This is a genomic window from Streptomyces sp. AHA2 (genome assembly GCF_036857595.1).
Lineage (GTDB): Bacteria > Actinomycetota > Actinomycetes > Streptomycetales > Streptomycetaceae > Streptomyces.
In genome coordinates this window covers 47,470-72,271 of record NZ_JAUQWJ010000022.1, presented here as the reverse complement: position 1 = coordinate 72,271, position 24,802 = coordinate 47,470, and the positions used below count along the sequence as shown (strand labels likewise).

25 protein-coding genes are annotated in these 24,802 nt (G+C 73.0%); 11 read left to right on the top strand and 14 right to left on the bottom strand.

The features are described 5' to 3' along the window. Nucleotides 1-8: 8 nt before the first annotated feature. Together Q5694_RS30060 and Q5694_RS30055 are read right to left on the bottom strand one after the other, a co-directional pair. Nucleotides 9-884 carry an NAD(P)H-binding protein gene (locus Q5694_RS30060; RefSeq protein WP_333936622.1) on the bottom strand — a complete coding sequence of 292 codons (876 nt, stop codon included), beginning with the start codon at nucleotides 882-884 and terminating at the stop codon, nucleotides 9-11. Continuing rightward, a complete protein-coding gene (locus Q5694_RS30055) occupies nucleotides 854-1,288 on the bottom strand; it encodes an ester cyclase (RefSeq protein ID WP_333936621.1) in 435 nt (144 codons plus the stop codon). Before Q5694_RS30055 ends, Q5694_RS30060 begins: the two co-directional genes overlap by 31 nt. Before the next feature lie 188 nt (nucleotides 1,289-1,476). Here Q5694_RS30055 and Q5694_RS30050 point away from each other — a divergent pair, with 188 nt between their 5' ends. Next, nucleotides 1,477-2,343: a class I SAM-dependent methyltransferase gene (locus Q5694_RS30050; RefSeq protein WP_333936620.1), complete on the top strand. Its 867-nt coding sequence runs from the start codon at nucleotides 1,477-1,479 to the stop codon at nucleotides 2,341-2,343. A gap of 281 nt (nucleotides 2,344-2,624) precedes the next feature. Here Q5694_RS30050 and Q5694_RS30045 read toward each other — a convergent pair whose 3' ends face one another. The 3 genes from Q5694_RS30045 to Q5694_RS30035 all read right to left on the bottom strand — a co-directional run bounded on the left by Q5694_RS30045 (nucleotide 2,625) and on the right by Q5694_RS30035 (nucleotide 5,006). Next, nucleotides 2,625-3,380: an SDR family NAD(P)-dependent oxidoreductase gene (locus Q5694_RS30045; protein WP_333936618.1), complete on the bottom strand. Its 756-nt coding sequence runs from the start codon at nucleotides 3,378-3,380 to the stop codon at nucleotides 2,625-2,627. Between the two features lie 7 nt (nucleotides 3,381-3,387). Then, a complete protein-coding gene (locus Q5694_RS30040; RefSeq protein WP_333936617.1) occupies nucleotides 3,388-4,464 on the bottom strand; it encodes a serine hydrolase domain-containing protein in 1,077 nt (358 codons plus the stop codon). Between the two features lie 92 nt (nucleotides 4,465-4,556). Beyond that, on the bottom strand, nucleotides 4,557-5,006 hold the full coding sequence (locus Q5694_RS30035) for a nuclear transport factor 2 family protein (RefSeq protein ID WP_333936616.1): 450 nt from the start codon (nucleotides 5,004-5,006) through the stop codon (nucleotides 4,557-4,559). Between the two features lie 250 nt (nucleotides 5,007-5,256). Here Q5694_RS30035 and fabG point away from each other — a divergent pair, with 250 nt between their 5' ends. Together fabG and Q5694_RS30025 are read left to right on the top strand one after the other, a co-directional pair. Then, nucleotides 5,257-6,042: a 3-oxoacyl-ACP reductase FabG gene (fabG, locus tag Q5694_RS30030; protein ID WP_333936615.1), complete on the top strand. Its 786-nt coding sequence runs from the start codon at nucleotides 5,257-5,259 to the stop codon at nucleotides 6,040-6,042. 30 nt (nucleotides 6,043-6,072) lie between these two features. Further along, the gene (locus tag Q5694_RS30025) at nucleotides 6,073-7,029 is read left to right on the top strand and encodes an aromatase/cyclase (protein ID WP_333936614.1); all 957 of its coding nucleotides are present in this window, start codon (nucleotides 6,073-6,075) and stop codon (nucleotides 7,027-7,029) included. A gap of 137 nt (nucleotides 7,030-7,166) precedes the next feature. Here Q5694_RS30025 and Q5694_RS30020 read toward each other — a convergent pair whose 3' ends face one another. Further along, a complete protein-coding gene (locus Q5694_RS30020; protein WP_333936612.1) occupies nucleotides 7,167-7,847 on the bottom strand; it encodes a class I SAM-dependent methyltransferase in 681 nt (226 codons plus the stop codon). A 104-nt stretch (nucleotides 7,848-7,951) separates the two neighbouring features. After that, nucleotides 7,952-8,767, bottom strand: a complete 816-nt coding sequence (locus Q5694_RS30015) for an alpha/beta fold hydrolase (RefSeq protein WP_333936611.1) — start codon at nucleotides 8,765-8,767, stop codon at nucleotides 7,952-7,954. 212 nt (nucleotides 8,768-8,979) lie between these two features. Between Q5694_RS30015 and Q5694_RS30010 the strand changes: the two genes are divergently transcribed. Beyond that, nucleotides 8,980-11,367 carry a helix-turn-helix transcriptional regulator gene (locus Q5694_RS30010; RefSeq protein WP_333936610.1) on the top strand — a complete coding sequence of 796 codons (2,388 nt, stop codon included), beginning with the start codon at nucleotides 8,980-8,982 and terminating at the stop codon, nucleotides 11,365-11,367. Nucleotides 11,368-11,400: 33 nt separating this feature from the next. Here Q5694_RS30010 and Q5694_RS30005 read toward each other — a convergent pair whose 3' ends face one another. The 3 genes from Q5694_RS30005 to Q5694_RS29995 form a co-directional block, all read right to left on the bottom strand. Then, nucleotides 11,401-11,538, bottom strand: a complete 138-nt coding sequence (locus Q5694_RS30005) for a BTAD domain-containing putative transcriptional regulator (RefSeq protein ID WP_443040971.1) — start codon at nucleotides 11,536-11,538, stop codon at nucleotides 11,401-11,403. A 63-nt stretch (nucleotides 11,539-11,601) separates the two neighbouring features. Then, a complete protein-coding gene (locus Q5694_RS30000; RefSeq protein ID WP_333936607.1) occupies nucleotides 11,602-12,063 on the bottom strand; it encodes an AfsR/SARP family transcriptional regulator in 462 nt (153 codons plus the stop codon). Continuing rightward, complete coding sequence (locus tag Q5694_RS29995; RefSeq protein WP_333936606.1) at nucleotides 12,060-12,788, bottom strand: thioesterase II family protein; 729 nt, start codon at nucleotides 12,786-12,788, stop codon at nucleotides 12,060-12,062. The genes Q5694_RS30000 and Q5694_RS29995 overlap by 4 nt, the downstream gene beginning before the upstream one ends. Nucleotides 12,789-13,182: 394 nt before the next feature. Here Q5694_RS29995 and Q5694_RS29990 point away from each other — a divergent pair, with 394 nt between their 5' ends. Both Q5694_RS29990 and Q5694_RS29985 read left to right on the top strand, forming a co-directional pair. Then, the gene (locus Q5694_RS29990) at nucleotides 13,183-13,971 is read left to right on the top strand and encodes a thioesterase II family protein (RefSeq protein ID WP_333936605.1); all 789 of its coding nucleotides are present in this window, start codon (nucleotides 13,183-13,185) and stop codon (nucleotides 13,969-13,971) included. Between the two features lie 230 nt (nucleotides 13,972-14,201). Then, nucleotides 14,202-15,488, top strand: a complete 1,287-nt coding sequence (locus Q5694_RS29985; protein WP_333936603.1) for an FAD-dependent monooxygenase — start codon at nucleotides 14,202-14,204, stop codon at nucleotides 15,486-15,488. 403 nt (nucleotides 15,489-15,891) lie between these two features. Here Q5694_RS29985 and Q5694_RS29980 read toward each other — a convergent pair whose 3' ends face one another. Continuing rightward, nucleotides 15,892-17,172, bottom strand: coding sequence for a nucleotidyltransferase domain-containing protein (locus tag Q5694_RS29980; protein ID WP_333936657.1), 1,281 nt, complete (start codon nucleotides 17,170-17,172; stop codon nucleotides 15,892-15,894). Here Q5694_RS29980 and Q5694_RS29975 point away from each other — a divergent pair. After that, entirely contained in the window at nucleotides 17,171-18,169 is a 999-nt protein-coding gene (locus tag Q5694_RS29975) for a YdcF family protein (RefSeq protein WP_333936601.1), read from the top strand. The genes Q5694_RS29980 and Q5694_RS29975 overlap by 2 nt on opposite strands. A 300-nt stretch (nucleotides 18,170-18,469) precedes the next feature. After that, the gene (locus tag Q5694_RS29970; RefSeq protein ID WP_333936600.1) at nucleotides 18,470-19,459 is read left to right on the top strand and encodes an aldo/keto reductase; all 990 of its coding nucleotides are present in this window, start codon (nucleotides 18,470-18,472) and stop codon (nucleotides 19,457-19,459) included. A 92-nt stretch (nucleotides 19,460-19,551) separates the two neighbouring features. Here Q5694_RS29970 and Q5694_RS29965 read toward each other — a convergent pair whose 3' ends face one another. Further along, complete coding sequence (locus tag Q5694_RS29965; RefSeq protein ID WP_333936599.1) at nucleotides 19,552-19,986, bottom strand: arsenate reductase ArsC; 435 nt, start codon at nucleotides 19,984-19,986, stop codon at nucleotides 19,552-19,554. 91 nt (nucleotides 19,987-20,077) lie between these two features. Between Q5694_RS29965 and Q5694_RS29960 the strand changes: the two genes are divergently transcribed. Both Q5694_RS29960 and arsB read left to right on the top strand, forming a co-directional pair. Further along, a complete protein-coding gene (locus Q5694_RS29960; RefSeq protein WP_333936598.1) occupies nucleotides 20,078-20,386 on the top strand; it encodes an ArsR/SmtB family transcription factor in 309 nt (102 codons plus the stop codon). Then, on the top strand, nucleotides 20,383-21,486 hold the full coding sequence (gene arsB, locus Q5694_RS29955) for an ACR3 family arsenite efflux transporter (RefSeq protein WP_333936596.1): 1,104 nt from the start codon (nucleotides 20,383-20,385) through the stop codon (nucleotides 21,484-21,486). The genes Q5694_RS29960 and arsB overlap by 4 nt, the downstream gene beginning before the upstream one ends. A gap of 69 nt (nucleotides 21,487-21,555) precedes the next feature. Here arsB and Q5694_RS29950 read toward each other — a convergent pair whose 3' ends face one another. Then, nucleotides 21,556-21,930 (bottom strand): ArsR/SmtB family transcription factor, encoded by a 375-nt coding sequence (locus Q5694_RS29950; RefSeq protein ID WP_333936594.1) that lies wholly within the window; start codon nucleotides 21,928-21,930, stop codon nucleotides 21,556-21,558. A gap of 237 nt (nucleotides 21,931-22,167) precedes the next feature. Here Q5694_RS29950 and Q5694_RS29945 point away from each other — a divergent pair, with 237 nt between their 5' ends. Next, a complete protein-coding gene (locus tag Q5694_RS29945; RefSeq protein WP_443040968.1) occupies nucleotides 22,168-23,574 on the top strand; it encodes an NAD(P)-binding domain-containing protein in 1,407 nt (468 codons plus the stop codon). Nucleotides 23,575-23,626: 52 nt separating this feature from the next. Here Q5694_RS29945 and Q5694_RS29940 read toward each other — a convergent pair whose 3' ends face one another. After that, the gene (locus Q5694_RS29940) at nucleotides 23,627-24,757 is read right to left on the bottom strand and encodes a helix-turn-helix transcriptional regulator (RefSeq protein ID WP_333936592.1); all 1,131 of its coding nucleotides are present in this window, start codon (nucleotides 24,755-24,757) and stop codon (nucleotides 23,627-23,629) included. Nucleotides 24,758-24,802 lie beyond the last annotated feature (45 nt).

Below are 24,802 nucleotides of genomic sequence, written 5' to 3'. Positions count from 1 at the left end.
GCCTTTCCTCAGCCGAACAGCGGCGCGGCGTTGGCGGCCGCCCAGGCACGGTACGGACGGGGGTCGCGGCCGGTGAGGTCCTTCACAGCCGTCGTGGGCGTGGCCCACGGCACGTCGGGGCTGTGCAGCGCGGCCACGTTGGTCACGGCCGCCGGGCGGTCGCCGGTGATGCCGGCGAAGACCTCGACGACCTCCTCCTGCGGCGCCACGGAGAAGTCCAGGCGACGCCCCAGGACATCGCCCAGGATGCGGGCCTGCTCCTCGGAGGTGAGGATCTCGCCGCCGGTCAGGACGTACGCCTCGCCCCGGTGGCCGTCCTCGGTGAGCGCGGCGACGGCGGCGGAGGCGATGTCGTACTCGTCGATCGGCGCGCCGGGGTTGTTGCCGATCCAGCAGCGCACCGAGCCGCTCTCGCGGACGGTCCCGACCCACCACGCGGTGTTGGCGTGGAACGGGCCGGGACGCAGGAACGTGGTGGCGACGCCGGACTCCGTGATCGCCTCCTCGGCGGCCCGGTGCTCGTCGGCGATGCCGTGCGGCAGCGGGTGCAGCACGCTCGCCGAGGACAGGAACACGATGTGCTCGACGTGCGCGGCCGCGGCGGCCTTGGCGACGTTGCGGGCTTCCCCGGCCACGTCGCCGGAGAGCACCACCAGTGCCGAGGTGACGCCGGCGAAGGCCGCGGTCAGCGATGCCGGGTCGGCCGGACTGCCGGCCACCACCTCCACACCCTCGGGCAGGCCCGCCTCCTCGGGCTTCCTGCTGAGCGCCCTGACCCGGCGGCCCTGGGCGGTGAGCTGCTCGACGGCCTCGCGGCCGACCTTGCCCGTCGCTCCGGTGACGAGAATCATGATCAGGCCCTCCAGCCCTGCGGCTCCGGCCACGGCGAGCCGAGCTGACGGTACGTGCCCTGGTAGTCGGGCCAGTCGCGGTGGTCGCGGATCTTGCCGTCGACGAAGCGGATGAGGTGGATCTGCTCACCGGAGAAGCGGCGCCCGGTCGGCGCCATGCCGACCAGCTCCCCGACGTGCCGGCCGTACAGGACGAGGTTCGCGCGCACCCAGTCGCCGCGCTCCTCCAGCAGCACCTCCTCCAGGTGCGCCTCCTCGGAGAAGGTCATGCGCAGCCACTTGACCGCCATCGCGAAGGAGTCCGGACCGCGCAGGTCCATGTGTTCCATCGTCGCCGGGTTGAGGTATTCCGGGTGGATGTACTCCGCGACGTCCGCGGTCTCACCGGTGTTGTACGCATCGATCATGCGGCGTACCGCAGCTATCTGCTCGCTCATCGAATTTCCTCCACGGCAGGCGCCAAGAATGGCGGGTCAATGGCCACAGTCTGTGGGCGGCAGGTACGGCCCGGCAAGGGACGAAATGTCAATTCCCCTCGTTCTCCAGGGGAATTCGGGTCCGCCGTCCGGTGAGCCTCGATGAATGCTCCAGCTTCCCGCGTGACGGGGGCCGCAGCATGTGGCACATGGACACGGACACAGCGACCTACAAGACAAAAGTCACCGCCGCCTTCAACGGCGCCGCAGCGGCCTACGACCGGCTCGGTGTGGAATTCTTCACGCCCATGGGAAAGCGGTTGGTGGAATTCGCCGACCCACGCCCGGGCCGGCGGCTGCTCGACGTCGGCTGCGGTCTGGGCGCCACCCTGCTGCCGGCGGCGCAGCGGCTGGGCCCCGGCGGCAGCGCACTCGGCATCGACATCGCCGAGGCCATGGTCGAGGAGGCCCGCCGCGAGGCGCAGCGCCAGGGCATCGGCAACGTCGAGCTGCGGGTGATGGACGGCGAGCACCCCGAACTGCCCGCCCGCTCCTTCGACCTGGTGCTGGGCAGCTACAGCGTGATCTTCCTGCCGGACGCCCGGGCCGCGCTCGCCCGCTACGCCGGACTGCTGCGCGACGGCGGCCGGATCGCGTTCACCAGCCCGGTGTTCACACGGGACACCTTCCCGTTCCTGCCTCCGCTGTTCACCGGCCTGATCCCGATGTCCCTGCTGAGCCACCTGCCGGCCGCCTGGCACCCCGAGCAGCTGCAGCGGCAGCTCCACTCCTGGCTGGAGGATCCGCGGGACCTGACGGCCGCGCTGCGCACGGCCGGCTTCGACGACGTCCGCATCGTCGACGAGTCGGTGGACATGACGGCCCGCTCCGGCGAGGCGTGGGTCGACTGGTCCCACACCCAGGGCATGCGCCTGCTGTGGCAGCACCTGCCGGCCGACGAGGCGGCCGCCCTGCGTACCCGGCTGATCACGGCCCTCGACGCCCTGCGCGGTGAGGACGGCCTGATCCACATCGACGTCCCCGTCCGCTACGTCACGGCCACGGTCGCCCGCTGACCAGAGCACGACCGACCCCGAGGACGACCCCGAGGACGACACCGAGGACGACACGGAGAACGACCGCGGGCTGACGACACGTCAGCCCGCGCGCGAACAGGGCGGCACCACCGGTCACCGGGGCGGTGCCGCCCCGTGCTGCGGGCACGACACCGTCCGGCGGTCACCGCCCGGGCACTGCCGGCCGGCCGGAACGAACAGCCCGCCACGCACGACGCCCGGCTGGGAGACCCCAGCCGGGCGTTCCGCCGAACCCGTGGCCACGGCGGCCACCGCCCCGGTCAGGTGACCGACAGCGCCCCGTCCACCGCCAGGACCGTGCCGTTGGCGTAGGCGGCCTCCGGACGGGTCAGCTGGACGATCCACCAGGCGATGTCCTCCGGCCTGCCCACCCTGCCCGAAGGGACCCTCTTCGCCATCCCGTCGAGAAACGCCTCGTACGCCTCGGGAGGCATCCCCGCCCGTACGCCGACACCCGTGTCGACGACGCCCGGCGCGATGCCGACCGAGCGGATGCCGCGCGGGGCCAGCTCCACCGCCCAGGTGCGGGTCAGGAAGTCCAGCGCGACCTTGGCCATGCCGTAGACGGAGTTCTCCGGCCACGCCCGGCGGCCCAGCGAACCCGCCGAACCGACGTTGACGACGACACCGCCGGTCGCCTCCAGAGCGTCCAGCGCCCGCTGGGTCAGGAACACCGGAGCGATCAGATTGGTGCCGAGCTGGGTGCGCACGGAATCGCGGTCCAGACCCTCGAGGGAGGCGAATCCGGTGACGGCCGCGTTGTTCACCAGGACGTCGAGCCGTCCGAATTCGCGCAACGCGGTGGAAACGATGAGTTCGGGTGCGTCGTGGTCGTGTACGTCCGCCGCCAGAACGCGAATGCGGTCGTGGCCGTCCGCGGTTTCCTTCAGGGTGGTCTCATTGCGGCCCACCACGAGCACATGGGCGCCGCTCTCCGCGAATGCGCGGGCCGTCGCCGCTCCGATTCCCGTGCCGCCACCCGTGACGATGACGGCCTTCTCCACGGAATTCGTCACCGCGACCTCACGAGCACAGGGCGATGTTGACGCCACGAATGACGGCCTGCTCGGCGTCCGGCCCGAAGTCCTTGTCGCCGATGGTGAACGACAGCTGCACCCGGGCGCTCAGGTCACGGGTGGTCGCCGCGAAGGTGGCGTAGCCGGGGATGCCCGCGCCGTGGCCCCACAGGTCGAGGTCGTCGTCGTTCTCGAGCTTCATGATGCCCAGGCCGTAGCCGATGCCCATCGGCAGGTTCTCGATCATCTCGGGCGGCAGCGGGGTGGTCATCTCGGTGAACTCCGGCTCGTTCAGCAGCTTGCCGCTGAACAGTGCCGAGAAGAAGCGGTCCAGGTCCGCGGTGGTGGAGATGATCTCGCCCGCGCAGCCGGCCTCGGAGGGGTTCATCAGCGTGACGTCCACCGGCTCCCCGCCGATCTGCATGTAACCGCGCGCGTGGGGCTCCGGGATGTTCGGGTCGTCACCGGGCAGCACGGTCTCGTTCAGCGCGAGCGGCTCGAGGACCCGCTCGCGGATCTCGTCGCGGTACGAGCGGCCCGTCACCTTCTTGATGAGCAGGCCCACGATGAAGTAGTTCGTGTTGCAGTAGGCGAACTTGGTGCCCGGCTCGAACTCCAGCGGCTTGGCGGCCGCGATGGCGATCAGGTCCTCGGGCTCGTAGTGCTTGTACCGGTCCCGCAGGAAGCGGTCGCCGGGCTTCTGGAACGAGTCCATGTAGTTGTACAGGCCGCTGGTGTGCTGCATCAGGTTGCGGATGGTGATCTTCTCGCCGTACGGCAGCAGGCCGGGCAGGTAGCTCTCGACGCTGCGGTCGAGGTGGATCTTGCCCTCGGCGACGAGCTGGAGCACCACGACGGCCACGAAGGGCTTGGTGATGCAGGAGATGCGGAAGCGGCCGTCGGCGGGAACGGGACGGTCGGTGCCCAGCTCCGCGATGCCGGACGTCACCACGAAGGACTCCTCCCCCCGCGCGACCCGGAACTGCACGCCTCCGGCTCCGGCCTCGACGAGCCGGTCAGCGGCGCCCTGGACGGCCTGCTGAAGGGCCGATACCTCCGGCCGGGCGATCGTCGTCTGCGTCATGTCGGGAAACCCCCATCGGGTGGCTGTCGGTTCTTTCGGCAGAGGCTGACCGGCCGGGGTGGAGAGGCGGCCGGGCGCCGGTGGAGCGCGGCTCAGGCGAGGTCGTCGCGGGTGACCGTGCGGGCGAGGACCCGCAGCTCGCCGTCCTGGCGCACCAGGACGTCCTGGCACACGCACACGCGGTGCACCCGGGACTCGCCACCGATCTGCGAGGCGTACACGATCGCGTAGGAGCGGACGTCCACCGCGCCGTCGGGCCGGGGGCTGACGTCGAACATGCCGATGAAGTGACGGTGGCGCTGGCCGGCGGCGGCGAGTTCGGCCGCGGCCCGGCTCGTCGCCGCGATCAGCCCCGCACGGCCGCGCACCGGCTCGGGCAGGGTCGGCACCGCGAAGGTGGCGTCCTCGGTGAAGGTCCCGGCCCACTGCTCGGCCTCGCCGAGGTCCAGGAGCTGCATCTGGTGCGCGTAGAACTGCTGGACCTCCACGTGCAGGGAAGCGGCCCAGGCAGGGCTCTGGGCGAGTTCGGGTGCGAGCGTCATGGTGTCTCCTCCGGTCGGTCTGAACGCCCGCCAGTCTGGGTGGGCCCGGTCGCATGCCGTTGGAAGATCCCTCAAGCCGCCGACCGGCGGCGCCCGCCCCGGCACCCCGGCGCGCGGACCGGGGCGGTGGCGCGGACCACCGCGGGGGGACCGGCACCGGCGGCCCGGCGGCGGTCGAGCGCCCTTCCGCCGCACCTCGAGCGGCACGGGACACCGTCGAAGTCACCAAGGCGCTCATGGGAGGAAACCGATGACGACAACGACGAGGCCCGCCGCACTGATCACCGGCGCGACGAGTGGCATCGGCCTGGCCGTGGCCCGCGAGCTGGGCCGCCGGGGCCACCGGGTCTTCCTGTGCGCGAGGACGGGACAGCAGGTCAAGCAGACCGTCGAGGACCTCCGCGCCGAGGGCATCGACGCCGACGGCATCGCGGCCGACGTCCGCTCCCCGGAATCGGTGACCGAGCTCGTCGCCGCCGCTGTCGAGACGTACGGCCCGATCGGCATCCTGGTGAACAACGCCGGGCGCAGCGGTGGCGGGCCCACGGCCGACCTCTCCGACGAGCTGTGGGACGACGTCATCGACACCAACCTCAACAGCGTGTTCCGGCTCACCCGGGAGGTGCTGAAGAAGGGCCGCATGAGCGACGCGCCCTACGGCCGCGTCATCAACATCGCCTCGACCGCCGGCAAGCAGGGCGTCGTGCTGGGCGCCCCCTACAGCGCCTCCAAGCACGGCGTCGTCGGCTTCACCAAGGCCCTCGGCAAGGAGCTGGCGCCCACCGGCATCACCGTCAACGCCGTCTGCCCCGGCTACGTCGAGACGCCCATGGCCGAGCGCGTGCGCCAGGGCTACGCCGCCGCCTGGGACACCACGCAGGAGGACGTGCAGCAGCAGTTCGAGGCCAAGATCCCGCTCGGCCGCTACTCGACCCCCGAGGAGGTCGCCGGGCTCGTCGGCTACCTGGCCACCGAGACGGCCGCCTCGATCACCGCGCAGGCCCTCAACGTCTGCGGCGGACTGGGCAACTTCTGAGTGTCACGACCAAGAGAGAAGGTAGTGAAGGTGTCGGCTGAACAGGTTCACCGCACATCGCACGACGTGGAGATCGCCGCACCGGCCGCGGTCGTCTACGGGTTCATCGCAGACACGGAGCGGTGGCCGCTGTTCTTCCCGCCGAACGTGCACGTGCAGCGGCTGGAGTCCGACGGGACGAGCGAGCGGCTGCGCATGTGGGCGACCGCCAACGGCGCGGTCAAGTCCTGGACCTCGCGCCGGACGCTGGACGCGGCCGCGCGCCGCATCGAGTTCCGCCAGGAGATTCCGGCGGCCCCGCTCACCGGCATGGGCGGCACGTGGGTCGTGGAGGAACTGGGCGCCGGCTCCTCGCGACTGACCCTGCTGCACGACTTCACCGTGGCGGACGACCGGCCCGAGGACGTCGCCTGGGTCGACCGGGCCACGGACACCAACAGCCGGGCCGAGCTCGGCCGTCTCAAGGCCCTCGCCGAGCGGTGGGGCCGGCTGGACGGTCTGCTGCTGTCCTTCCGTGACTCGGTACGGGTGGACGGACCCGCCGAGCCGGTCTACGACTTCCTCCACCGGGTCGGCGACTGGCCCGAGCTGGTTCCCCACGTCACCCGGCTGGACCTGACGGAGACCACTCCCGGCATCCAGATCATGGCCATGGACACCCTGACGGCCGACGGCTCCACGCACACCACCGAGTCCATCCGCATCTGCTTCCCGGACGCCGGCCGCATCGTCTACAAGCAGACCGCGACCCCCGCGCTCATGGACGCGCACACCGGCGAGTGGACGGTGGTCCCCGACGAGACCGGCGTCACCGTCACCTCCCACCACCACGTCGTCATCCGCGAGGAAGCCGTCGCCCGCGTCCTCGGCCCGGGCAGCACCCTCGAGGACGCCCGCCGCTACATCCGTCAGGCACTCGGCCGCAACTCCACCGCGACCCTCAACCTCGCCAAGCAGCACGCGGAGAAGGCCGCCGTCGTCGGGTGACCCGACGGCCCGCCACGACTCACCACCAGGGCTCCAGGAGGCAGACATCCCCTGGAGCCCCCGGCGTGCGCCGGGCCTCGACGTGCATCCGCCCGGGGGCCGGGACGCCGGCGGCGACCCGTCCGGCGGCGACGTCCTCAGCGCAGCCGACGCACCCGCAGGACCAGGTCGTCCGTGTGATGCGCGCCGGCGCCGCCGGGGGGCGCGACGCGCGGCCGTCGCTCGTCCACCTCCACCGACCAGTCGGCGTCGAGCAGAGCGGCGACCGTCCGGGGCCAGACGTAGTCGGCCGGGTCGAATCCGCTGTCGTGCGCCTGCTGGGTCTCCATCCCCGCGTGGTGCACGAGCAGCAGCACACCGCCCGGAGCGACGGCGGCGAGCAGGGCACGCTCCGCGGCCGCGTCAGGGGTGCGCAAAAGGGCCGGATACTGGGCGGAAACCAGGTCGAAGGAGGCCGGCGGGAGCACGGCCTCGGTGAGCGCGGCGTGTACCCAGCGAACGGACAGGCCGGCGTCCCGTGCGTGTCCGGCCGCCCGCTCCAGCGCCACGCCCGAGACGTCGAGCGCCGTCACGTCCCAGCCGCCGCGCGCGAGCCAGAGGGCGTCCGCCCCCTCGCCGCAGCCGACGTCGAGTACGCGTCCGGGAGCGAGCCCGGCGGCCTCGGCCACCAGTGCGCCGTTGGGCCGGCCGCTCCACAGCTGTCGTCGTTCGGCGTAGCGGTCGTCCCACTCCGCCCGGACCGCGGGGTCGCCGACGTACCCCTCGGATCGCACGGGGAAGCCGGAGGCGGACGTTCGTGCTGCGATGTCGTCGGTCACGGATCCACCGTCGCCCACCGCCCCCCGGCTCGGCCAGCTCTGTTGCCGGTCCGGCAAACGGCCGCGTGCGCTGCGAGGCCCCTCGCTCCGGATCCCGCCGTCACCTACGCGGAACGCCGGTCCGCCGACGGCGAGGACGCCGCCGGGGCGCGGCGAACGGGGAGCATCGTCTCGACCGGTTCGGCGGTGAGGTGCTCGATGACGAGGTGATTGACCGCGGCGGGCTTCTCCAGCGGGACCACGTGCGAGGTCCCGGGGACGACGGCGAGCTCCGAGCGGGGCAGAGCCCGGTACAGGGCGACGGTGTGCTCGAGGGTCACCAGGTCGTCGTCGCCGACCACGACCAGAGTCGGCGCACCGATGCGCGCCAGGTCGTCGGTGGTCAGTGTGGGCTGGGTGCGCCACATGTCGGTCACCTTGCGTGCGACGACCGGCCAGTGCCCCGGCCCTTCCGGCGCCACCGGTTCGTACAACTCGCGGAAGAACTCCAGCTCGGAGCTGTCGGGTGTCATGCGGTCCAGCATGGCGGGCGCGGCCCAGCACTCCCCGGCCGGCCGGAAGTTCGTCCCGATGACGACGACCCTGCGTACGAGGTCGGGACGGGCGAGGGCGACGAGCAGGGCGACGACGCCACCGTCGCTCCAGCCGACGAGGTGGGCCGGACCGCCGACGACCGTGTCGAGGAAGGCCACGGTGTCGTCCGCCATGTCCTGGTACGTGAGCGGTCCCTCCACGTCGGCCGTGTGGCCGTGCCCCCGCCGCTCGGGGAGGAAGAGGCGGAACCGCGCCGCGAGCTCGGAGCGCTGCGCTCCCCAGGTCTCGTTCGTGCAGAAGCCGCCGTGCAGCATGAGCAGCGGATCGCCGCTGCCGTCGGTCTCATACCAGGTTCTGACGCCGGGAAGGTCCACGTAGTCGCCCATAGCCGAGGCTTTCTGCAGTGCCGTTGTTGCTGGTCAGTCTCCGCCGGGGCGCCAGGGCCCGCAACGGGAGCGCGGCGGCAGCCCCTCGGCTCGTACGCACCGGCGGGCCCGGTTCGAGCGGGCCTGTGGTCCGGTTCGAGAGGGCCTTTCACGCCACTGTGGAGACTGGCCCGGTGGAATGCAGTCCGCGGCGAGGTGGGGGGTGCGGGGCGGTGTCGGTGGGGCGGCGTGGTGAGGTGCGGTTGCTGGGCGAACTGCTGGCGGACGCGGGACGTACAGGGGGAGCCGTCGCCCTGGTGTCGGGCAGCTCGGGGTGCGGGAAGAGTGCGCTGCTGAGGGCGTTCGCCGCGCGGGCCGCCGAGGCGGGCGCGCTGGTGCTGTCCGCGTGCGGCTCTCCGGCGGAGGAGGGCCTGCCGCTGGGTGTGGTGGGACAGCTGCTCAGCGGCACCGGCACCCGGCCCCTGACCGTGCCGGGGGCTGCGCGCACGGATCTGGGGCCGGGAGCCGGGGGGCCGCAGGTGCTGTACGAGGCTCTGCGGGCCGTGCGGTCCGGGCCGGTGGTCGTGGTGGTGGACGACGTGCACCACATCGACGAGGCCTCCGCGCGCGCCCTGCTGTACGTGTGCGGGCGGCTGGCCGCCGTCGAGGCGTTGGTGGTGCTGGCTGGGCGGTCGTCCGAGCCGCCGGCGTCGTCGCTGCCGCTCACGGAGCTGTGGGGGCAGGCACGCGGGGTGCGGGTGATGCTGCGGCCACTGTCCGAGGACGGCGTCGGGGAGTTCCTGTGCGAGCCGGCGGGGGGTGGCATGGACGCGGTGACGGCCGAGCGGCTGGCTCCGCTCTGGCACGGTTTCACCGGTGGCAACCCGCGCCTGCTGCGCGGCCTGCTGGACGACCAGCGTGACTGTGGGCCGTTGCGGTCGCTCCGGCCGGTGGCCGGGACGGCCTTCCGGGCTGCGGTCGCCGCATGCCTGCGTGGAGCGGGCACGGCGGTGGCGGCCACGGCCGGCGCTCTCGCGGTGCTGGGCGAGGACGCCACCTTGACCCGGCTGGCGCGGCTCCTGGCCGTGCCCGAGCGGACCGTGTCGCGGCGCATGGAGCATCTTGACGCCGTCGGCTTGCTGGAGGGTGGGCGGCTGCGCCATCCGGGGGTGCTGGCCGCGGTGCTTCACCAGCTGAGCGCCGAGGAGAGCGGGCGGCTGCACGCGCGCGCGGCCGAGGTGCTCTACGACGCCGGGGCGGCGGCGTCCCGGGTGGCCGTGCACCTGGCGGTCGCCGACGCCTCCGGTGCCGACGAGATGGGGGCGGGTGCCGGGGGCGGGGGGCTTCCCGCCTGGGCGGCGGCCGTGTTGGTGGAGGCGGCCGGGTCGGCGCTGCGGGCGGGTGCGGCACATCAGGCGGTGCGGTTCCTGCACATCGCGCATCGTGCCCGCGGGGGCGGGCCGCTGGAGGGGGACATGCTGGCGGCGGTTGCCGACGCCGAGTGGGAGAGCGATCCGGCGCTGGTGATGCGTCACCTGCCGTGGCTGGAACGTGAGGTGAACGGCGGGGAGGGCGGTGGCCGGGGTGCTGGTTCGCCCGCGGCCCCGCCGGCGGACGTCGAGCGCCGGGTCCGGGTAGCCGGGCTGTTGCTGTGGCATGGCCGGCGTGAACAGGTGGTGCCGGATGCGGCGGCCCGTGGGCGGGGCACGGGGGCGCGGCACCTGCGGGCCGCGTCCGAGTTCGTGTGGCCGGTTGCGGGCGGGCCCCTCGTGACGCCGGACGTGGATGCCGTCGAGGTGGTGCTGGATGCGTTGGTGCAGGGGTACGCGCCTGCGCCGGCGGTCCCGGACCTGCTGATGGCCTTGGTGTACGCCGGTGAGACGGACCGGGCGGCCCAGTGGTGTGGGTGGACGGGCGGTGTGGAGGAGATGAGGGGCACTCCGGCTCGCCGGGCCGTGGCGCACGCGGTGGCGGCCGTGGTGCACGCACGGGTCGGATCCTTCGACAGGAGCGGTGAGTCGGCCCGGCGGGCGCTCGGGCTGTTGTCGCCGTCTGCTTGGGGGGTGGCGGTGGGTATGCCCCTGTCCGCCGCGGTGTGTGCGGCCACGGCGCTGGGCGCGCACGAGGAGGCGGAGCGGATGTTGCGGGTGCCGGTACCGGACGCGATGTTCGACTCGCGCGTGGGTGCGCACTATCTGCTGGCACGCGGTCGGCATCGCCTTCGGGCCGGCCGGGCGCGGGCAGCGCTGGCGGACTTCCACGCCTGCCGGGACCTGGCGGCGCGCTGGGGCGCGCGGGTGGGCGAGGTGGTCGACTGGCGTCGGCCGGCGGCGCAGGCGCTGCGGGCCCTGGGCGAGGGGCCCGATCCGGCGGTGGGGGCCGAGGACGGGCCCTTCGACGCGGATCCGTTGAGGGTGCTGACCCGCTCGGAGCGGCGGGTGGCCGTGCTGGCGGCGGGTGGCTGCACCAACCGGGCCATCGCGGCCCGGCTGCACGTGACCCCCAGCACGGTCGAGCAGCATCTGACCAACGTGTACCGCAAGGTGCGGGTGACATCGCGGACCGGCCTGAGGGAGCTGGTGGGCGGGCGCGTGCCGGCCGGGGCGGGCAGCGGGGCCTGAGGAGCGCGGCGGGACTCCGGTGGGCGGCGTGAGTCAGGTGGTCGCCGCGGGTTGACGGCTGGTGAGGGCGCCGAGGCGGTGGCGGGCGCGTTCGTGGACGCTCAGGGCTTCGGCCCGGCGGCCGCTGTGGTGGAGGGCCGTCATGAGCTGGTCGTAGAAGCGTTCGCGCAGGGGGTGGGTGGTCGGCGGTGAGTTTCTCCAGTTCGCCGGTGATCTCGTGGTGGCGGGCGCAGCTCAGGTGTGCCTGGGACAGGGCGTGGTGGCGCCGTCGAGGTCGAGCAGGTAACCGGCGGACCGGGTGTGGATCCACTCGTGCCCCTGCCCCTGTCCCTGCCCGGACCGGTGCCCACTGGTGCGCGGCAGGAGACGGCGCAGCCGGGCGATGTGGGCCCGCAGGGCGTTGGCGGGGTTGGCCGGGGGGCGCCGGTCCGACAGTTCTTCGGTGATCCGGTCCGTGGTCAGGAACCGGCCGGCGTGCAGGACGAGCGCGGACAGCAGAGCCCGCTGCTTCGATCCGGGCGGGACGAGGAGGGTGTGGGTGGGGCCGTGATAGAGCTCCACCGGCCCCGGCAGCCGGAACTCGTACTGCCCGGACGTCCGTTGGCCCGCGTCCGCGTCCGCGTCCGCAGCCGTGCCCTGGGCCGGACTCGGAGCGGGTCCGCTCGCCGGGACCTGGGCGGGGGATGCGGCGGTCATGACTGCCGCGCCGGGGTCGGCAGGTCGAGTGCGGTGCGGATGTCGCCGGTGATCCGCCCGATCAGGTCGCCGGGGTCGGGCCGGAAGTAGAAGTGGCCGCCGTGGAACAGGTGCAGCCCGAGGTGATGTGTGCTGTAGGGAGCCCAGCCTTGCAGGTGGCGCGGGGGGACGAGGGAGTCGTGGATCCCGCCGTAGACCGACAGCGGCACGGGCAGCGGCGCGGGTTGCGGTCGTGGGCGCCAACTGTCCACCAGACCCAGGTCGCCGCGGATGACGGGGGAGAACATCTCCCACAGTTCGGGGTCGTCGAGCACGTCGGCGGGTGTACCGCCCATCGCGGCGAGTTCGTCCCGCAGGGCCGCGTCGGACAGCAGGTGCCGGCCGGTGCGGTGGCGGCCTGAGTGGGGAACTCCCCGGGCGGACAGGCCCAGCCACAGGGGAGGGCGGCCCTGTGCGTGCAGCAGGCGGGTCAGCTCGTAGGCGATCAGGGCTCCCATGCTGTGCCCGAACAGGGCGAAAGGAGCGTCGAGTTCGCCCTGCAGTTCGGTGTGGAACCAGGCGACCAGCTCGTGGGCGTCGCCGATGGCGGGGAGGTCGGCGAGCAGGCCGCGGCCCGGGGCGTCGAGCAGGCGCACCTGCCAGGTGGCGGGGAAGCGGCTCGGCCAGTCACGGTAGGTCAGGTGGGACCCACCGGCGTGGTGGAACACGAACAGGCGCAGTTCCATGGCGAGGCTCCCTGATGTCGGCACGGGACGGGCGTCGACGTCGACGGCGGTGGGGATCGTGCGGTGTGCGTGAGGAGGAGGGCTGGGTTTCGCCCAGGACGGGTGGTCCGGGGCGGGCTTGTCGACGGGGACGATAACCGGGGCCGGGAGGTGGGGGCGCCGGTGCCCGAGTTGGCTTCGAGCGGTCGTGCAAGCGTTCTCGAGCTGTGGGGGCCGGCCGGTGGCGGGGTGCGTGTGGCCCCGGGCACCGCGCAAGGGACGACGACGGGCCGAGAGGGGGAAGCCCGAGTGCCGCTCGAGCCGACCGGGCAAGGCTGGACCGCACACGTGTGAAGCGCTCCCCGGCCACCCGGCGGGACGCCGGTCGCCGCGGCCGTATCGGAAGGGACCAGCCATGCCTGATGCACCGCCGGTGCTACTGCACTGCTTCGCGCACGCCGGGGCCGGGGTCTCGGCGTTCCACGGCTGGCCGGCCCGGCTGGGCCCCGGCGCGCTGCCCGTGGCGCACCTGCTGCCCGGACGGGACCGCCGGCGTCGTGAGCCCCGCGTGACCACACAGCAGGCGCTGCTGGCCGACCTGCTCGACGGCTTCAGGGCGCCGAGCGGGCCGTTCGTGCTCTACGGGCACAGCCTCGGCGCGATGGTCGCCTACACCCTGGCGCGTGCCCTGCACGAGGCGGGCCTGCGGACGCCCGGGCTGCTCGTGGTGGGTGCCTGCCCGCCACCGGACGGGCCTTCGGAGCTGGCGGACGCCTGCCGTCGCTCTCCCGAAGGACTGGTCGACCTGCTGGAGTCCCTGGGCGTGGTGCCCGAGGGCGCCCGCCCGGGAGGTCTGTGGCACCGGGCGGTGCTTCCGGTGCTGCGCGACGACCTGACGCTCGCCGACAGCCTGCGCCGCGCCGCCCGCAGGCCGGTGGCGGGCAGCCCGTTCGCGGTGCCGCTGTTGGCCGTCGCGGGCGATGCCGACCCGCTGGCACCGCCCGAGGTGATGGCGGGCTGGGAGCGCTTCAGCGCGGGGCCGGTGGTGCGGCGCACGGTAGCCGGTGACCACTTCTTCCTGCGGGGACCGGCCCTGCCCGCGTTGCTGGGCAGGGCCTGCCGGGTCGTGGGGCGCGCGGTGGGCGCGCCCCCCGCCGGGACGGCCGCGCCCGCGTCACCGGTCACGGCGTTCGCGCAGGCGTAGTCAGGCCCTGGGGCGGGGTTGGGCGGCCACGACGCGGCGACGCCCGTCCGCGCCACCCGTCGACAAGAGGAGAGGCACATGGTGGATCGGCCGGAACCGAAGCGACGCACCGAAGAGGCACGGGTGTGTGGGGGAGGCGGAGGGCGCCGACGGCCGGGCGGGAACCCCGGCCGCGCGTGGCGAGGCCTGAGGGGCGGTGGAGGGGTGTGACTTTGCTGCGTGTACCTGCGATGAACCGCGCCGATGAGGTGCGTGCCGATGTCTGCGTGGTGGGTGCGGGACCGGCCGGGCTCGCGCTCACCTTGATGCTGCTGCGCTCGGGTGTACGGGTCGCCCTGGTGGAACGGTCCACCGCGCTGCGCCGTGACTTCCACGGGGAGATTCTGCAGCCCGGCGGTCAACGGGTCCTGGACGAACTGGGCGTGCTGGATGCCGCCCGTGGCCGCGGCGCCCGGGAACTGGGCGCTTTCCAAGTGGTGCAGGACCGGCGGGTGCTCCTCGACGTCGACTACCGGTGCCTGCCCGCCCCCTACGACCACCTGCTCGCGCTGCCCCAGCGGCATCTGCTGGACGAACTCCTGGACGCCTGCCGTGCCCTGCCCGGACTCACCCTGCTGCAGGGGTACCGTGCGGGAGCCCTGGTGCGTGAGGGCGGGCGGGTCGCGGGGGTGGTGGCACACCGGCGCGGCGTCGCCTCGACCACGGTGCGGGCCCGGGTCGTGGTCGGTGCCGACGGTCGCTACTCGCAGATTCGGATGCTGGCCGGGATCGGTGCCGGCCGGCGGGAGGCCTTCGACCAGGATGTCGCCTGGTTCTCGCTGCCCGCAGCGGGCCGGGCGATCGGCGCGGTACGCATCCATCGCACCGAGGGCGGGGCCGTGCTCGTGCACGACACCCACCCCGACCGGCTGCGTGTGGGCTGGACCCTGGAACACCGCACCTGGAACCGGGTGGCGGCCCGCGGCATCGCGGAGGTCCGCGCTGAACTCGCCACGGCGGTGCCGCCCTTGGCCGATCTCATCCACGATCACCTGCGTTCGCTGAAGGACGTGCACCTGCTGGACGTGTTCGCCGCGCAGGCCGGTGAGTGGGTGCGTGAGGGGCTGATGCTGGTCGGTGACAGCGCCCACACCCATGGGCCGATCGGCGCCCAGGGCATCAACCTCGCGTTGCAGGACGCGGCGGCCGCGCACCCGGTGCTGGTCGAGGCCGTGCGCGCGGGCGATGCCAGCCGGGAACGGCTGCTGCCCTACGAGCGGCGGCGCCGGCCGGTGGCGGCGGCGGTGCACCGCATGCAGCGCGTCCAGGCCAAGGCTCTGCTGGGGCGGAGCGGGCCGCTGACCGCACGGGTGCGGGCGCGGGCGGCTTCCTGGGTGAGCGGATCGGCGGTCGGGGCCCGCATCACCCGCCGGATCGCCTACGGCCCCGACGCGGCCCGTGTGCGCGAGGACCTGTTCACGGCGTCCGCCGAAACTCCGGCGGGGACGGCGACGGTGCCGGGGCGCCCGGCCGGCTGACCGGCACGATCCGGCCTCCGGCACCGGCCCCGGACGGTGCGGAAAGGATCAACGGCTGGCGTCGGTCGCAGCGTTCGTCCTGAGAGTGGGCGGGAGCGCTTCCGATCCGAACGGCGGGCATCCGGAGCGCTCACCGACGGGCCGAGGGTGACAACCTCCTCGTGGACGTCCGGCACCGGCGTCGTCACGACGCCGGTGCCGGGCGGGCGCCCCGTAACGCCCCGCGTGCACGGTGAGGCAACGCGGCCCTGCCCACCCGGCACAACGTCCCCCCGGCACCGGAACCCGCGGGGACCGAAGCACCGGAGTCGAGACGATCGCCGAACCCGGTCCACACCCTCGGCCGAGCACCCCGTGGACACACCTTTGGTACGCGCCCGACCTCGGGGACCGTCCGGGTTCCCTACCGTCGGCCGACCCCGACGGCCGAGTCCGCCGCCGGGGCGTAGAAGTGCGCGCGGACCCGGTGCAGCCAGGCCTCGACCGGAGCCTCGTCAGGCTGGTCCGGCAGCACCGTGGGACCCGCCTCGAAGGCGTCCTCGTAGCGCTTGAGCAGCGGCCGCGCCGCCGACGGGTCGGCGGCGACGCGCTCGCCGAAGACGTGGTACTCCTCCGGATCCCCGAGGCGGATCGTCAGCCGCCCGGTGGTGTACAGCTCCAGACCCTGGGTGCACAGCCGCTTGAGGTGCCGGGCGTGCTTCGCGGTGCGCTTGCGGGTGTCGGCGGAGAACGAGCCGTCGCCGCGGGCCTCGAGCCGCCGGAACTGCTGCGTGGCGTAGCCGAGGTAGGCGTCTCGGACGCGACGGGCGGACAGGAACGCGGTCCGTATGCCGATGAGTTCGTCACCGAGCGGGGTCCGCACCTCGTACAGCTCGTCCGGGAGCCACACCAGCTCCGTCACCGTCGGGTTGCCGCCCAGCGCGAGTCGGCACCATTTGGCCGCCTCGTGCAGGGTGCGGTCCGGTGCCGTGCTGACGTGCGACTCCTTGGGCCGGTGCAGTCCGTGCAACTGCGTGGTGGGTGCGGCGAACAGGCCGAGGCGGTCGATGTCGGAACCCTCGTGGGCGAGACCGTACGCGGTCGATCCGACGATGCCGGAGAGCAGGACGTTGGGGACGGTCACGGTCGGCCGCCTTTCGCTCGTGGATACCGGGACATTGTCCTGACGTGCGAGGACGGGGTCACCCCGTTTTCCGGCGGTGGTCACCGTTTTCCGGCGGTGGTCACCGCGCGGCGGACGGCCGTGCAGCGGTCGGCCTGCCCCGCCTCCGCCGGACGTCCGACCCTGCGTCTCTCCCGGCCCGCCGCCATGATCCCCAAGCCCGTCACAGACCGCCGACGGGCACCCCCCTGCGGGCACCCCCCTGCGGGCATCGCCCGCGGCGCGGCACCCGCTCGCCACGGCCTCGGCAGCGACGACCGGGGTGGCGCTGTGGAGGGCTGCCGGAGCGGGATGCCGTGCGGAGGGAGTGCCCGACGCTTCGTCGAGGGGACCGGACGGCGTCCGGCGCGCCCGCCGAAGCCGCACATCGGCACGGCACGCCGGTCGTGCGCCGAACGCAGCACCCCCCGCCCGCGTTCGGCGCACGACCAGAGGTCTGGAAGGATGGCCGGCAACCGTTCGCAACGGGTCGGACCCGCGGGCGGCGACAGGCGGGCGGGAGAGCGGAGCGGTGCGGCACATGCCGGAGTACCCGGAGTACCTCATCGCGGTCGTGTTCGCCGCGGGCGGCGTCGTCAACGCCCTGCTGGCACCCCACCGGTTCTCCACCGCCGTCCTGTTCTGCCTCGCGGTGACCTCCGCCGGACTCGGTCTGGCCGCTCGTGATGGGGCGGCCCACCCGGCCATCGCCACCGGCCTCGCCGTCGGCGCCGTGATGCTGGCGCTCGCGCTGGGTCTGCTGCTGCTGGCCGACGGCGTCCTGCTGGTCCGGCGCTACGGACCGCAGGCAGCCCTGCTGGCGACCGGGGCCGCCGGTTGCGCGGTGCTGGCGGTGCTCGGCCTCGACGCGGTCTTCCACGCGGTCGGCGGCCAGGTGCTCGGTGACCTCCTGGTCGCGGTGAACGCGGCCGCGGGATACCTGACTCTGCTCTTCCTCGTCTTCGCCGGCTACGCGTTCGTCCGGGGCCGCACCACCCCCCTGCCGGAGACCACCCATGTCGTCGTCCTGGGTGCCGGGCTCGACGGAGACCGGCCCGGCCCGCTGCTGACCCGCAGGCTGGAGCGCGCCCTCGCGGTCGGCAGCGCGCGGGCACCGGACACGCCTCGTGCCGTGTTCGTCGTCTCGGGCGGGCAGGGCGACGACGAGGTGCGCTCCGAGGCGGACGCGATGGCCGACTACCTGCGCGGACGCGGAGTGCCCGCCGACCGGATCGTGCGGGAGGACCGCTCCGTCAACACCGGGCAGAACCTCCGCTTCAGCGCGGCCCTCGTGGACGGCACCGCTCCCGGCCACCGTGCCACGGTCGTCACCAGCAGCTTCCACGTCTACCGCACGACGCTGCTGGCCCGCCGTGTCGGCGTGCCCGTCCACGTCGTGGGCGCGCCGACGTCGCCCGCCTACTGGCCGGCCGCGACACTCCGTGAATTCGCCGCCGTCCTGTGGCTGGACCGCCTCCCCCTGATCGGACTCAGCCTGCTGCTGGCAGTGCCGGTGGCGACGGCGATCTTCGAGCACTGAGAAGCCGGCCGCAGCCCCCGAGGACCTCGCACCATGAGAGGTCCCCCTCCACACCGCACGCGAGATGCAGGCCACCGGCACACCGTCCACAGCGGCGAGCCTCCAGCCCGAAGGGCTGCCTCATCCCTCCCTTGCGCTGGAGTGCGCTCCAAGTCGTAGCGTCGGGAGCGCAACGGTGCCCGAAGCCGCCCCAGCGCCCGCTCCTCCGGGATGCCGGGTGGACGCATCCATGCCTGGATGGACGGGGAGGCTTCGTGCCGCCGACGGACGATCACTGCGAAGGGAAGGCTGGGACACGACATGCGGAAGCGTCGTTTGCGGGAATTGCAGGTATCGGCCATCGGCCTGGGGTGCATGGGCATGTCCGCCTTCTACGGGACCGCCGACGAGGAGGAGGCCGTCGCGACGATCCGGCACGCCCTCGACCTCGGGGTGAACTTCCTGGACACCGCGCAGATGTACGGCCCGCTCACCAACGAGTCCCTCGTCGGCGAGGCCGTCCGGGGGCGCCGGGACGAATACGTGATCGCGACGAAGTTCAACTACCGGATGGACGACGCCGTACCGGGCGACGCCGGCACGGTCGGCCCGCAGGACGGCTCCGCCGAACACGTCCGCAGCTCCGTCCACGGTTCCCTGAAACGACTCGGAACCGACCACATCGACCTGTACTACCAGCACCGGGTCGACCCGAACGTGCCGATCGAGGAGACGGTCGGCGCGCTGGGCGAACTGGTCGCCGAGGGCAAGGTGCGCTACATCGGGCTGAGCGAGGCCGGCGCCCGCACCATCCGGCGTGCGCACGCCGTGCACCCGATCACGGCCGTGCAGAGCGAGTACTCGCTGTGGTCGCGGGACGTGGAGGCCGAGGTGCTGCCCGCCTGCAGGGAACTGGGCATCGGCTTCGTACCGTACTCGCCCCTCGGCCGCGGCTTCCTCGCCGGGCGGTTCAGCTCGCCGGACGACCTGGACGCCGACGACTGGCGCCGCCAGAACCCGCGCTTCCAGGACGCCAACCTCCAGGCGAACCTGCGGCTGGCGGCGAAGGTGAAGGAGATCGCCGCCGAGAAGGACGTCACGCCGGCTCAGCTGGCCATCGCGTGGGTGCTGGCCCAGGGCGAGGACCTGGTGCCGATCCCGGGCACCAAGCGCCGCACCTACCTGAGGCAGAACGCCGCCGCCGTCGACATCGAGCTGACGAAGGACGACCTGGCCCGCATCGACGCGGAGCTGCCCGAGGCGGCCGGTGAGCGGTACGACGAGGCAGGCATGCGGTCCGTCAACCGGTAGGGGGAGGGGCGCACAACGGTCTCCGTCGCGCTCGCGGCGGCGTCAGGCGGCTGGGGGAGCGGAGTCGACGACGACGGTGTCGCGTCTGTCGCTCACGCCCGCGCGCCGGGCCTCGACGGGGCGATCTCGGAGATCAGGGCCTCGACGAGCGTCCTGATCTCGTCGCGGATCGGACGGACGGCCTCCACGCCCTGTCCGGCCGGGTCGTCGAGCTTCCAGTCGAGGTAGCGCTTGCCGGGGAAGACGGGGCAGGTGTCGCCACAGCCCATGGTGATGCACACGTCGGACTGCTTCACCGCGTCGAGGGTGAGGATCTTCGGGACCTCGGCGGAGATGTCGATGCCGACCTCGGCCATGGCCTCGACGGCGGCCGGGTTGATCTGCTCGCCCGGGTCGGAGCCGGCGGAGCGGACCTCGACGCGGTCACCGGCCATGTGGGTCAGCCAGGCCGCGGCCATCTGGGAACGGCCGGCGTTGTGGACGCAGACGAACAGAACCGACGGCTTCCTGCCGGGACTTGCGGGCATGAGGAGCTCTCTCGTCTCACGGCGGCTGCACGCCGCCCACGACATCGGCATCCGCTCGTATCAGCGAACGATGATGTGACAGTATCAGTGGATGCTGACTTCAGTCGATCCTGATGTGATCCGGGCGCTGGGCGATCCGCTCCGGCTGCGGATCGTGACCCTGCTGGCGCGCGAGACGCTGTGCACCACGCACCTGGTGGAGGAGACCGGGGCCAAGCAGACCAACCTGTCCAACCACATGAAGGTGCTGCGCGAGGCCGGCCTGGTGGAGACCGAGCCGTGCGGACGCTTCACCTACTACAGGCTCAAGCCCGAGGTGCTGGCCGGCCTGTCCGGGCAGTTCGCCGCCCTCGCCGCTTCCGCCCGTACCGCTGCCGAGAACAGGCGGGCCTGCCCGTGACGTCCACGCAGTCCACCACGACCGCAACCGCGCTCGAGTCGTCGGTCGTCGCCAGGCTCTCCACCCTCGACCGCTACCTGGCGGTGTGGATTCTCGCCGCGATGGCCATCGGCCTCGGACTCGGCCGGCTCGTCCCCGGGCTGAACGACGCCTTGGCGCGGGTGGAGATCGGCGGGATCTCGCTGCCGATCGCGCTCGGCCTGCTGGTCATGATGTACCCGGTGCTGGCGAAGGTCCGCTACGACCGGCTCGACGCCGTCACCGGCGACCGCACGCTGATGGTCTCCTCGCTGGTCGTCAACTGGGTCGTCGGCCCCGCGGTCATGTTCGCGCTCGCGTGGACCTTCCTGCCGGACCTGCCGGAGTACCGCACCGGTCTGATCATCGTCGGCCTGGCCCGCTGCATCGCCATGGTGATCATCTGGAACGACCTCGCCTGCGGCGACCGCGAGGCCGCCGCCGTCCTCGTCGCCCTCAACTCGGTTTTCCAGGTCCTCGCGTTCGGGCTGCTGGGCTGGTTCTACCTCGACCTGCTGCCCGGCTGGATCGGCCTGGGAGACGGCGAGCACCTGGACATCTCCATGGGGAGGATCGCGCTGAACGTCGTGATCTTCCTCGGCATCCCGCTCGCCGCGGGCTTCCTCACCCGACGCGCGGGCGAGAAGAAACTCGGGCGCGCCGACTACGAGCAGCGGTTCCTGCCGAGGATCGGGCCGTGGGCGCTGTACGGGCTGCTGTTCACGATCGTCGTCCTCTTCGCCCTGCAAGGGAAGACGATCACCTCGCAGCCGTGGGACGTCGCGCGGATCGCGCTGCCGCTGCTGGTGTACTTCGCGGTGATGTGGTTCGGCACCTTCGCCCTCGGCAAGGCCCTCGGTCTGGCCTACGACCGCACCGCCACCCTGGCGTTCACCGCGGCGGGCAACAACTTCGAGCTCGCCATCGCGGTCGCCGTCACCACCTTCGGCGTCACCTCCGGCCAGGCCCTGTCCGGCGTCGTCGGCCCGCTCATCGAGGTCCCGGTCCTCGTGGCGCTGGTCCACGTCTCCCTCGCCTGGCGCCGTACGTTCACCACGCGCCCCGGAACGCCGCCCCGCTGACCCGTCCCGTCCATGCCCGTCGCCCCGTCCAGTCGATGCCGTGCCAGTGGCTCCGGCGCCGACCGCCGGTCAGGTCGCGGCCGGCAGGGTCAGCAGCTTGCCCATCGCCGCCAGTACCGACCGCTCGACGCGGTAGTAGACCCAGGTGCCGCGCCGCTCGGAGGTGAGCAGCCCGGCCTCCTTGAGCTTCTTCAGGTGGTGGGAGACGGTCGGCTGGGAGACGCCGACGTCCGAGATGTCGCACACGCACGCCTCGCCGCCCTCGTGGGAGGCCACGGCAGAGAAGAGGCGGAGACGGACCGGGTCGCCGAGCGCCTTGAACATCCGCGCGGCCGTCTCGGCCTCCTCGGCGGTCATGGGCCGCTCGGTCAGCGGCGGGCAGCACGGCGCCGCGCCCTGACCATCGGCGGAATCGAGCAGCGGCAGCGCCTTCGCGTGGGACATGCGTCTATGTTGACACATGTCTAACCAGGCGGGCAGGCGGGCGATTCGGCTGCAGAACGGCCGCCGGTGCGGCACCCCCCGGGTGGGGGCGTTCGAGGCGGGCGACCCGCCGCCCGATCGCCGCCACCTCGACGCGATCCACGAAGGAACTCCTCCCGAATTCGATAGGTGTCTATGTTGACGTCTGTCGATGCCGGTGCCATGCTGGCCAGGGAAGACATCGACGAACGTCGAATCATGCAAGGAGTCGCCGTGAGCGCGTCCCCCACCACCGAGCTGCCCGTCCTCGTGATCGGCGCCGGCCCCACCGGTCTGGCCGCCGCCGCCCACCTGCTCGAGCGCGGCGTCGAGCCCCTGGTCCTCGAAGCCGGCCCGGCCGCCGGTGCAGCGGTGCGGGAGTGGTCGCACGTACGGCTGTTCTCCACCTGGGGCGAGGTCGTCGACCCGGCCGCCGAGAAGCTCCTCGTTCCGACCGGCTGGACGCGGCCCGACCCGGCGACCTACCCCTCCGGCGGCGACTGGGTCGAGCAGTACCTGCAGCCGCTCGCCGACGTCCTCGGCGAGCGCGTACGCACCGGCGCCCGAGTCACCGGAGTCTCCCGGGCGGGAAGAGACCGGATCGTGGACGCCGACCGCGAGCAGCAGCCCTTCGTCGTCCACGTCGCCCACGCCGACGGAGCCGAGGAGCGCCTGTTCGCCCGCGCGGTCATCGACGCCTCCGGCACCTGGGCCACGCCCGGCCCGGCCGGCGGCAGCGGACTCGCCGCCCTCGGCGAGCACGCGGCGGCCGACCGTGTCACCTACCGGGTCCCCGACCTCGACGACCCGGCCGTGCGCGCCCGGTACGCGGGCAAGCGCACCGCCGTCATCGGCTCCGGCGCCTCCGCCTTCACCGCGCTCGCCGACCTGGCCGACCTGGCCGAGGCCGGCGACGCCGCCGGCACGAAGGGCGTATGGATCCTGCGCCGCGGCATCTCCGGGTCCACCTTCGGCGGAGGAGAGGCCGACCGACTGCCCGCCCGCGGCGCCCTGGGCCTGGCCGCCAAGGCGGCCGTCGACCAGGGGCACGCCGACGCGGTCACGGGCTTTCGCACCGAGGCGATCGAGCGCGCCACGGACGGCCGTGCGGTGCTGGTAGGCGAGGACGGCCGCCGCCTCGACCCGGTCGACGAGGTGATCGTGCTGACCGGCTTCCGCCCCGACCTGTCCTTCCTGTCCGAGATCCGTCTCGGTCTCGACGAGCGCCTCCAGGCCCCCGTCGAGCTCGCTGCGCTGATCGACCCGAACCAGCACTCCTGCGGCACCGTCCCCCCGCACGGCCACCGCGAGCTCTCCCACCCCGAACGGGGCATCTACCTGGTCGGCATGAAGTCCTACGGCCGCGCCCCGACCTTCCTCGCCATGACCGGCTACGAGCAGGTCCGCTCCGTCGCCGCCGCCATCGCCGACGACCTCGAGGCGGCCGACCGCGTCGAACTCACCCTGCCCGAGACCGGGGTGTGCGGCGGTGCCGGCCTCTTCGACGCCCCCGAATCCGACCAGAGTGGCGGCGGTTGCTGCGCCCCCGCACCCCGGCTCGTCCGGCTCGCCCCGGGCGCGGTGGCCGTCGGCGCCGCTGCCGAGGAGGCTCCGGCGAGTGGCTGAAGGACGCCGGCGCCGGACGTGGTGAAGTCGCCGAGTCCCAGGACCTGCCGCCTCAGCTCCGGGAGCGAGGGTGCGGCTCGGATGCGGCCACCATGATGTCCGGCAAGTAGTGACGGGCGAAAAGGGTGGCGACCAGGTCCCGTCTGCTGCGGACACCCGTCTTGTCGAACACCGCCTTGAGGTGATCCTGGACCGTGTGCGGTGACAAGCCGGTGCTACGGCTGATGTCGGCGGTGGACTTCCCCCGCAGCACCGAGACCGTGATGTCCCTCTCACGAGGGGTCAGCCCGTACGCGGCGACGATCAGCGAGATGTGCTCGGCGGGACCGGCCCGTTCGACGACGACGGCGGTGCGCGCCGGGGTCGCCGAGGATGCGTCCAAGCGCCAGGCGTGTAACCGGACCCGGCCGTGCCGGTGACTGTGCATCCACGAGGTGTGGGAGGGCGCGGCCCCGTCGGCCTGCACGGCCGCTGCCAGCGCGTAGACGGCGGGCGGCAGTCCGTGGTCACCGGTCGGCACGTCGCCGGAGTGAGCCGGGTCGTCGAACCACGTGGCCACGGTGGGCGTCGTGTGCACCACCTGATGGCCGCCGTCCAGCAGCACCAGTCCCGGCGCCAGCGCCGAGGCGTTCTCCTCGGCGAGCCGTGTCAGGTGCAGCCGACGCAGTGCATCGCCCAGCGGTCGGACCAACGCCGCCGCCGCGGCCAGCTCCGGCGAGCCGAACGGGGGCGCGTCGTCGGCGCGTCCCATGACCAGGGCGCCCCACGCCCCGTGGCGGTCCCGCAACAGCACACGCAACTCGTCGCGGAAGCCCAAGGGCCGCATGATGTCGCGGTACCGGGGACTGAGGTCGAGGTTGCCGCCCGTCTCCCGGCTGAGCAGGCCCACCGGCGTCGGCCTGGCCGCCAGATCCGACAGGTCGTTGGCGTCTCCCTCGCGGTACTCGATGTCGAGCATGCGCGGCAGCATGGCGGGCGGCAGGCCGTCCCGGTAGTCACCGCCGGTGTTCATCAACGTCTGCGGATCCACGGTCACGCACGCACACACGTCGAACCGCACCGCGGGCCGTACGACCCGCTTCACCGCCTCGAAGAACTCCTCGACGTTCTGCGCGGACCGCGCCGCCCGCGCCGCCGCGTCCCCGATCTCGCCGACCCGCGTCGTTCCCCCGTCACGTCTCATGGTCCGAGGCTAAGTCCGAGCAGCGGTTCCCGAGCCCGGCTTGCG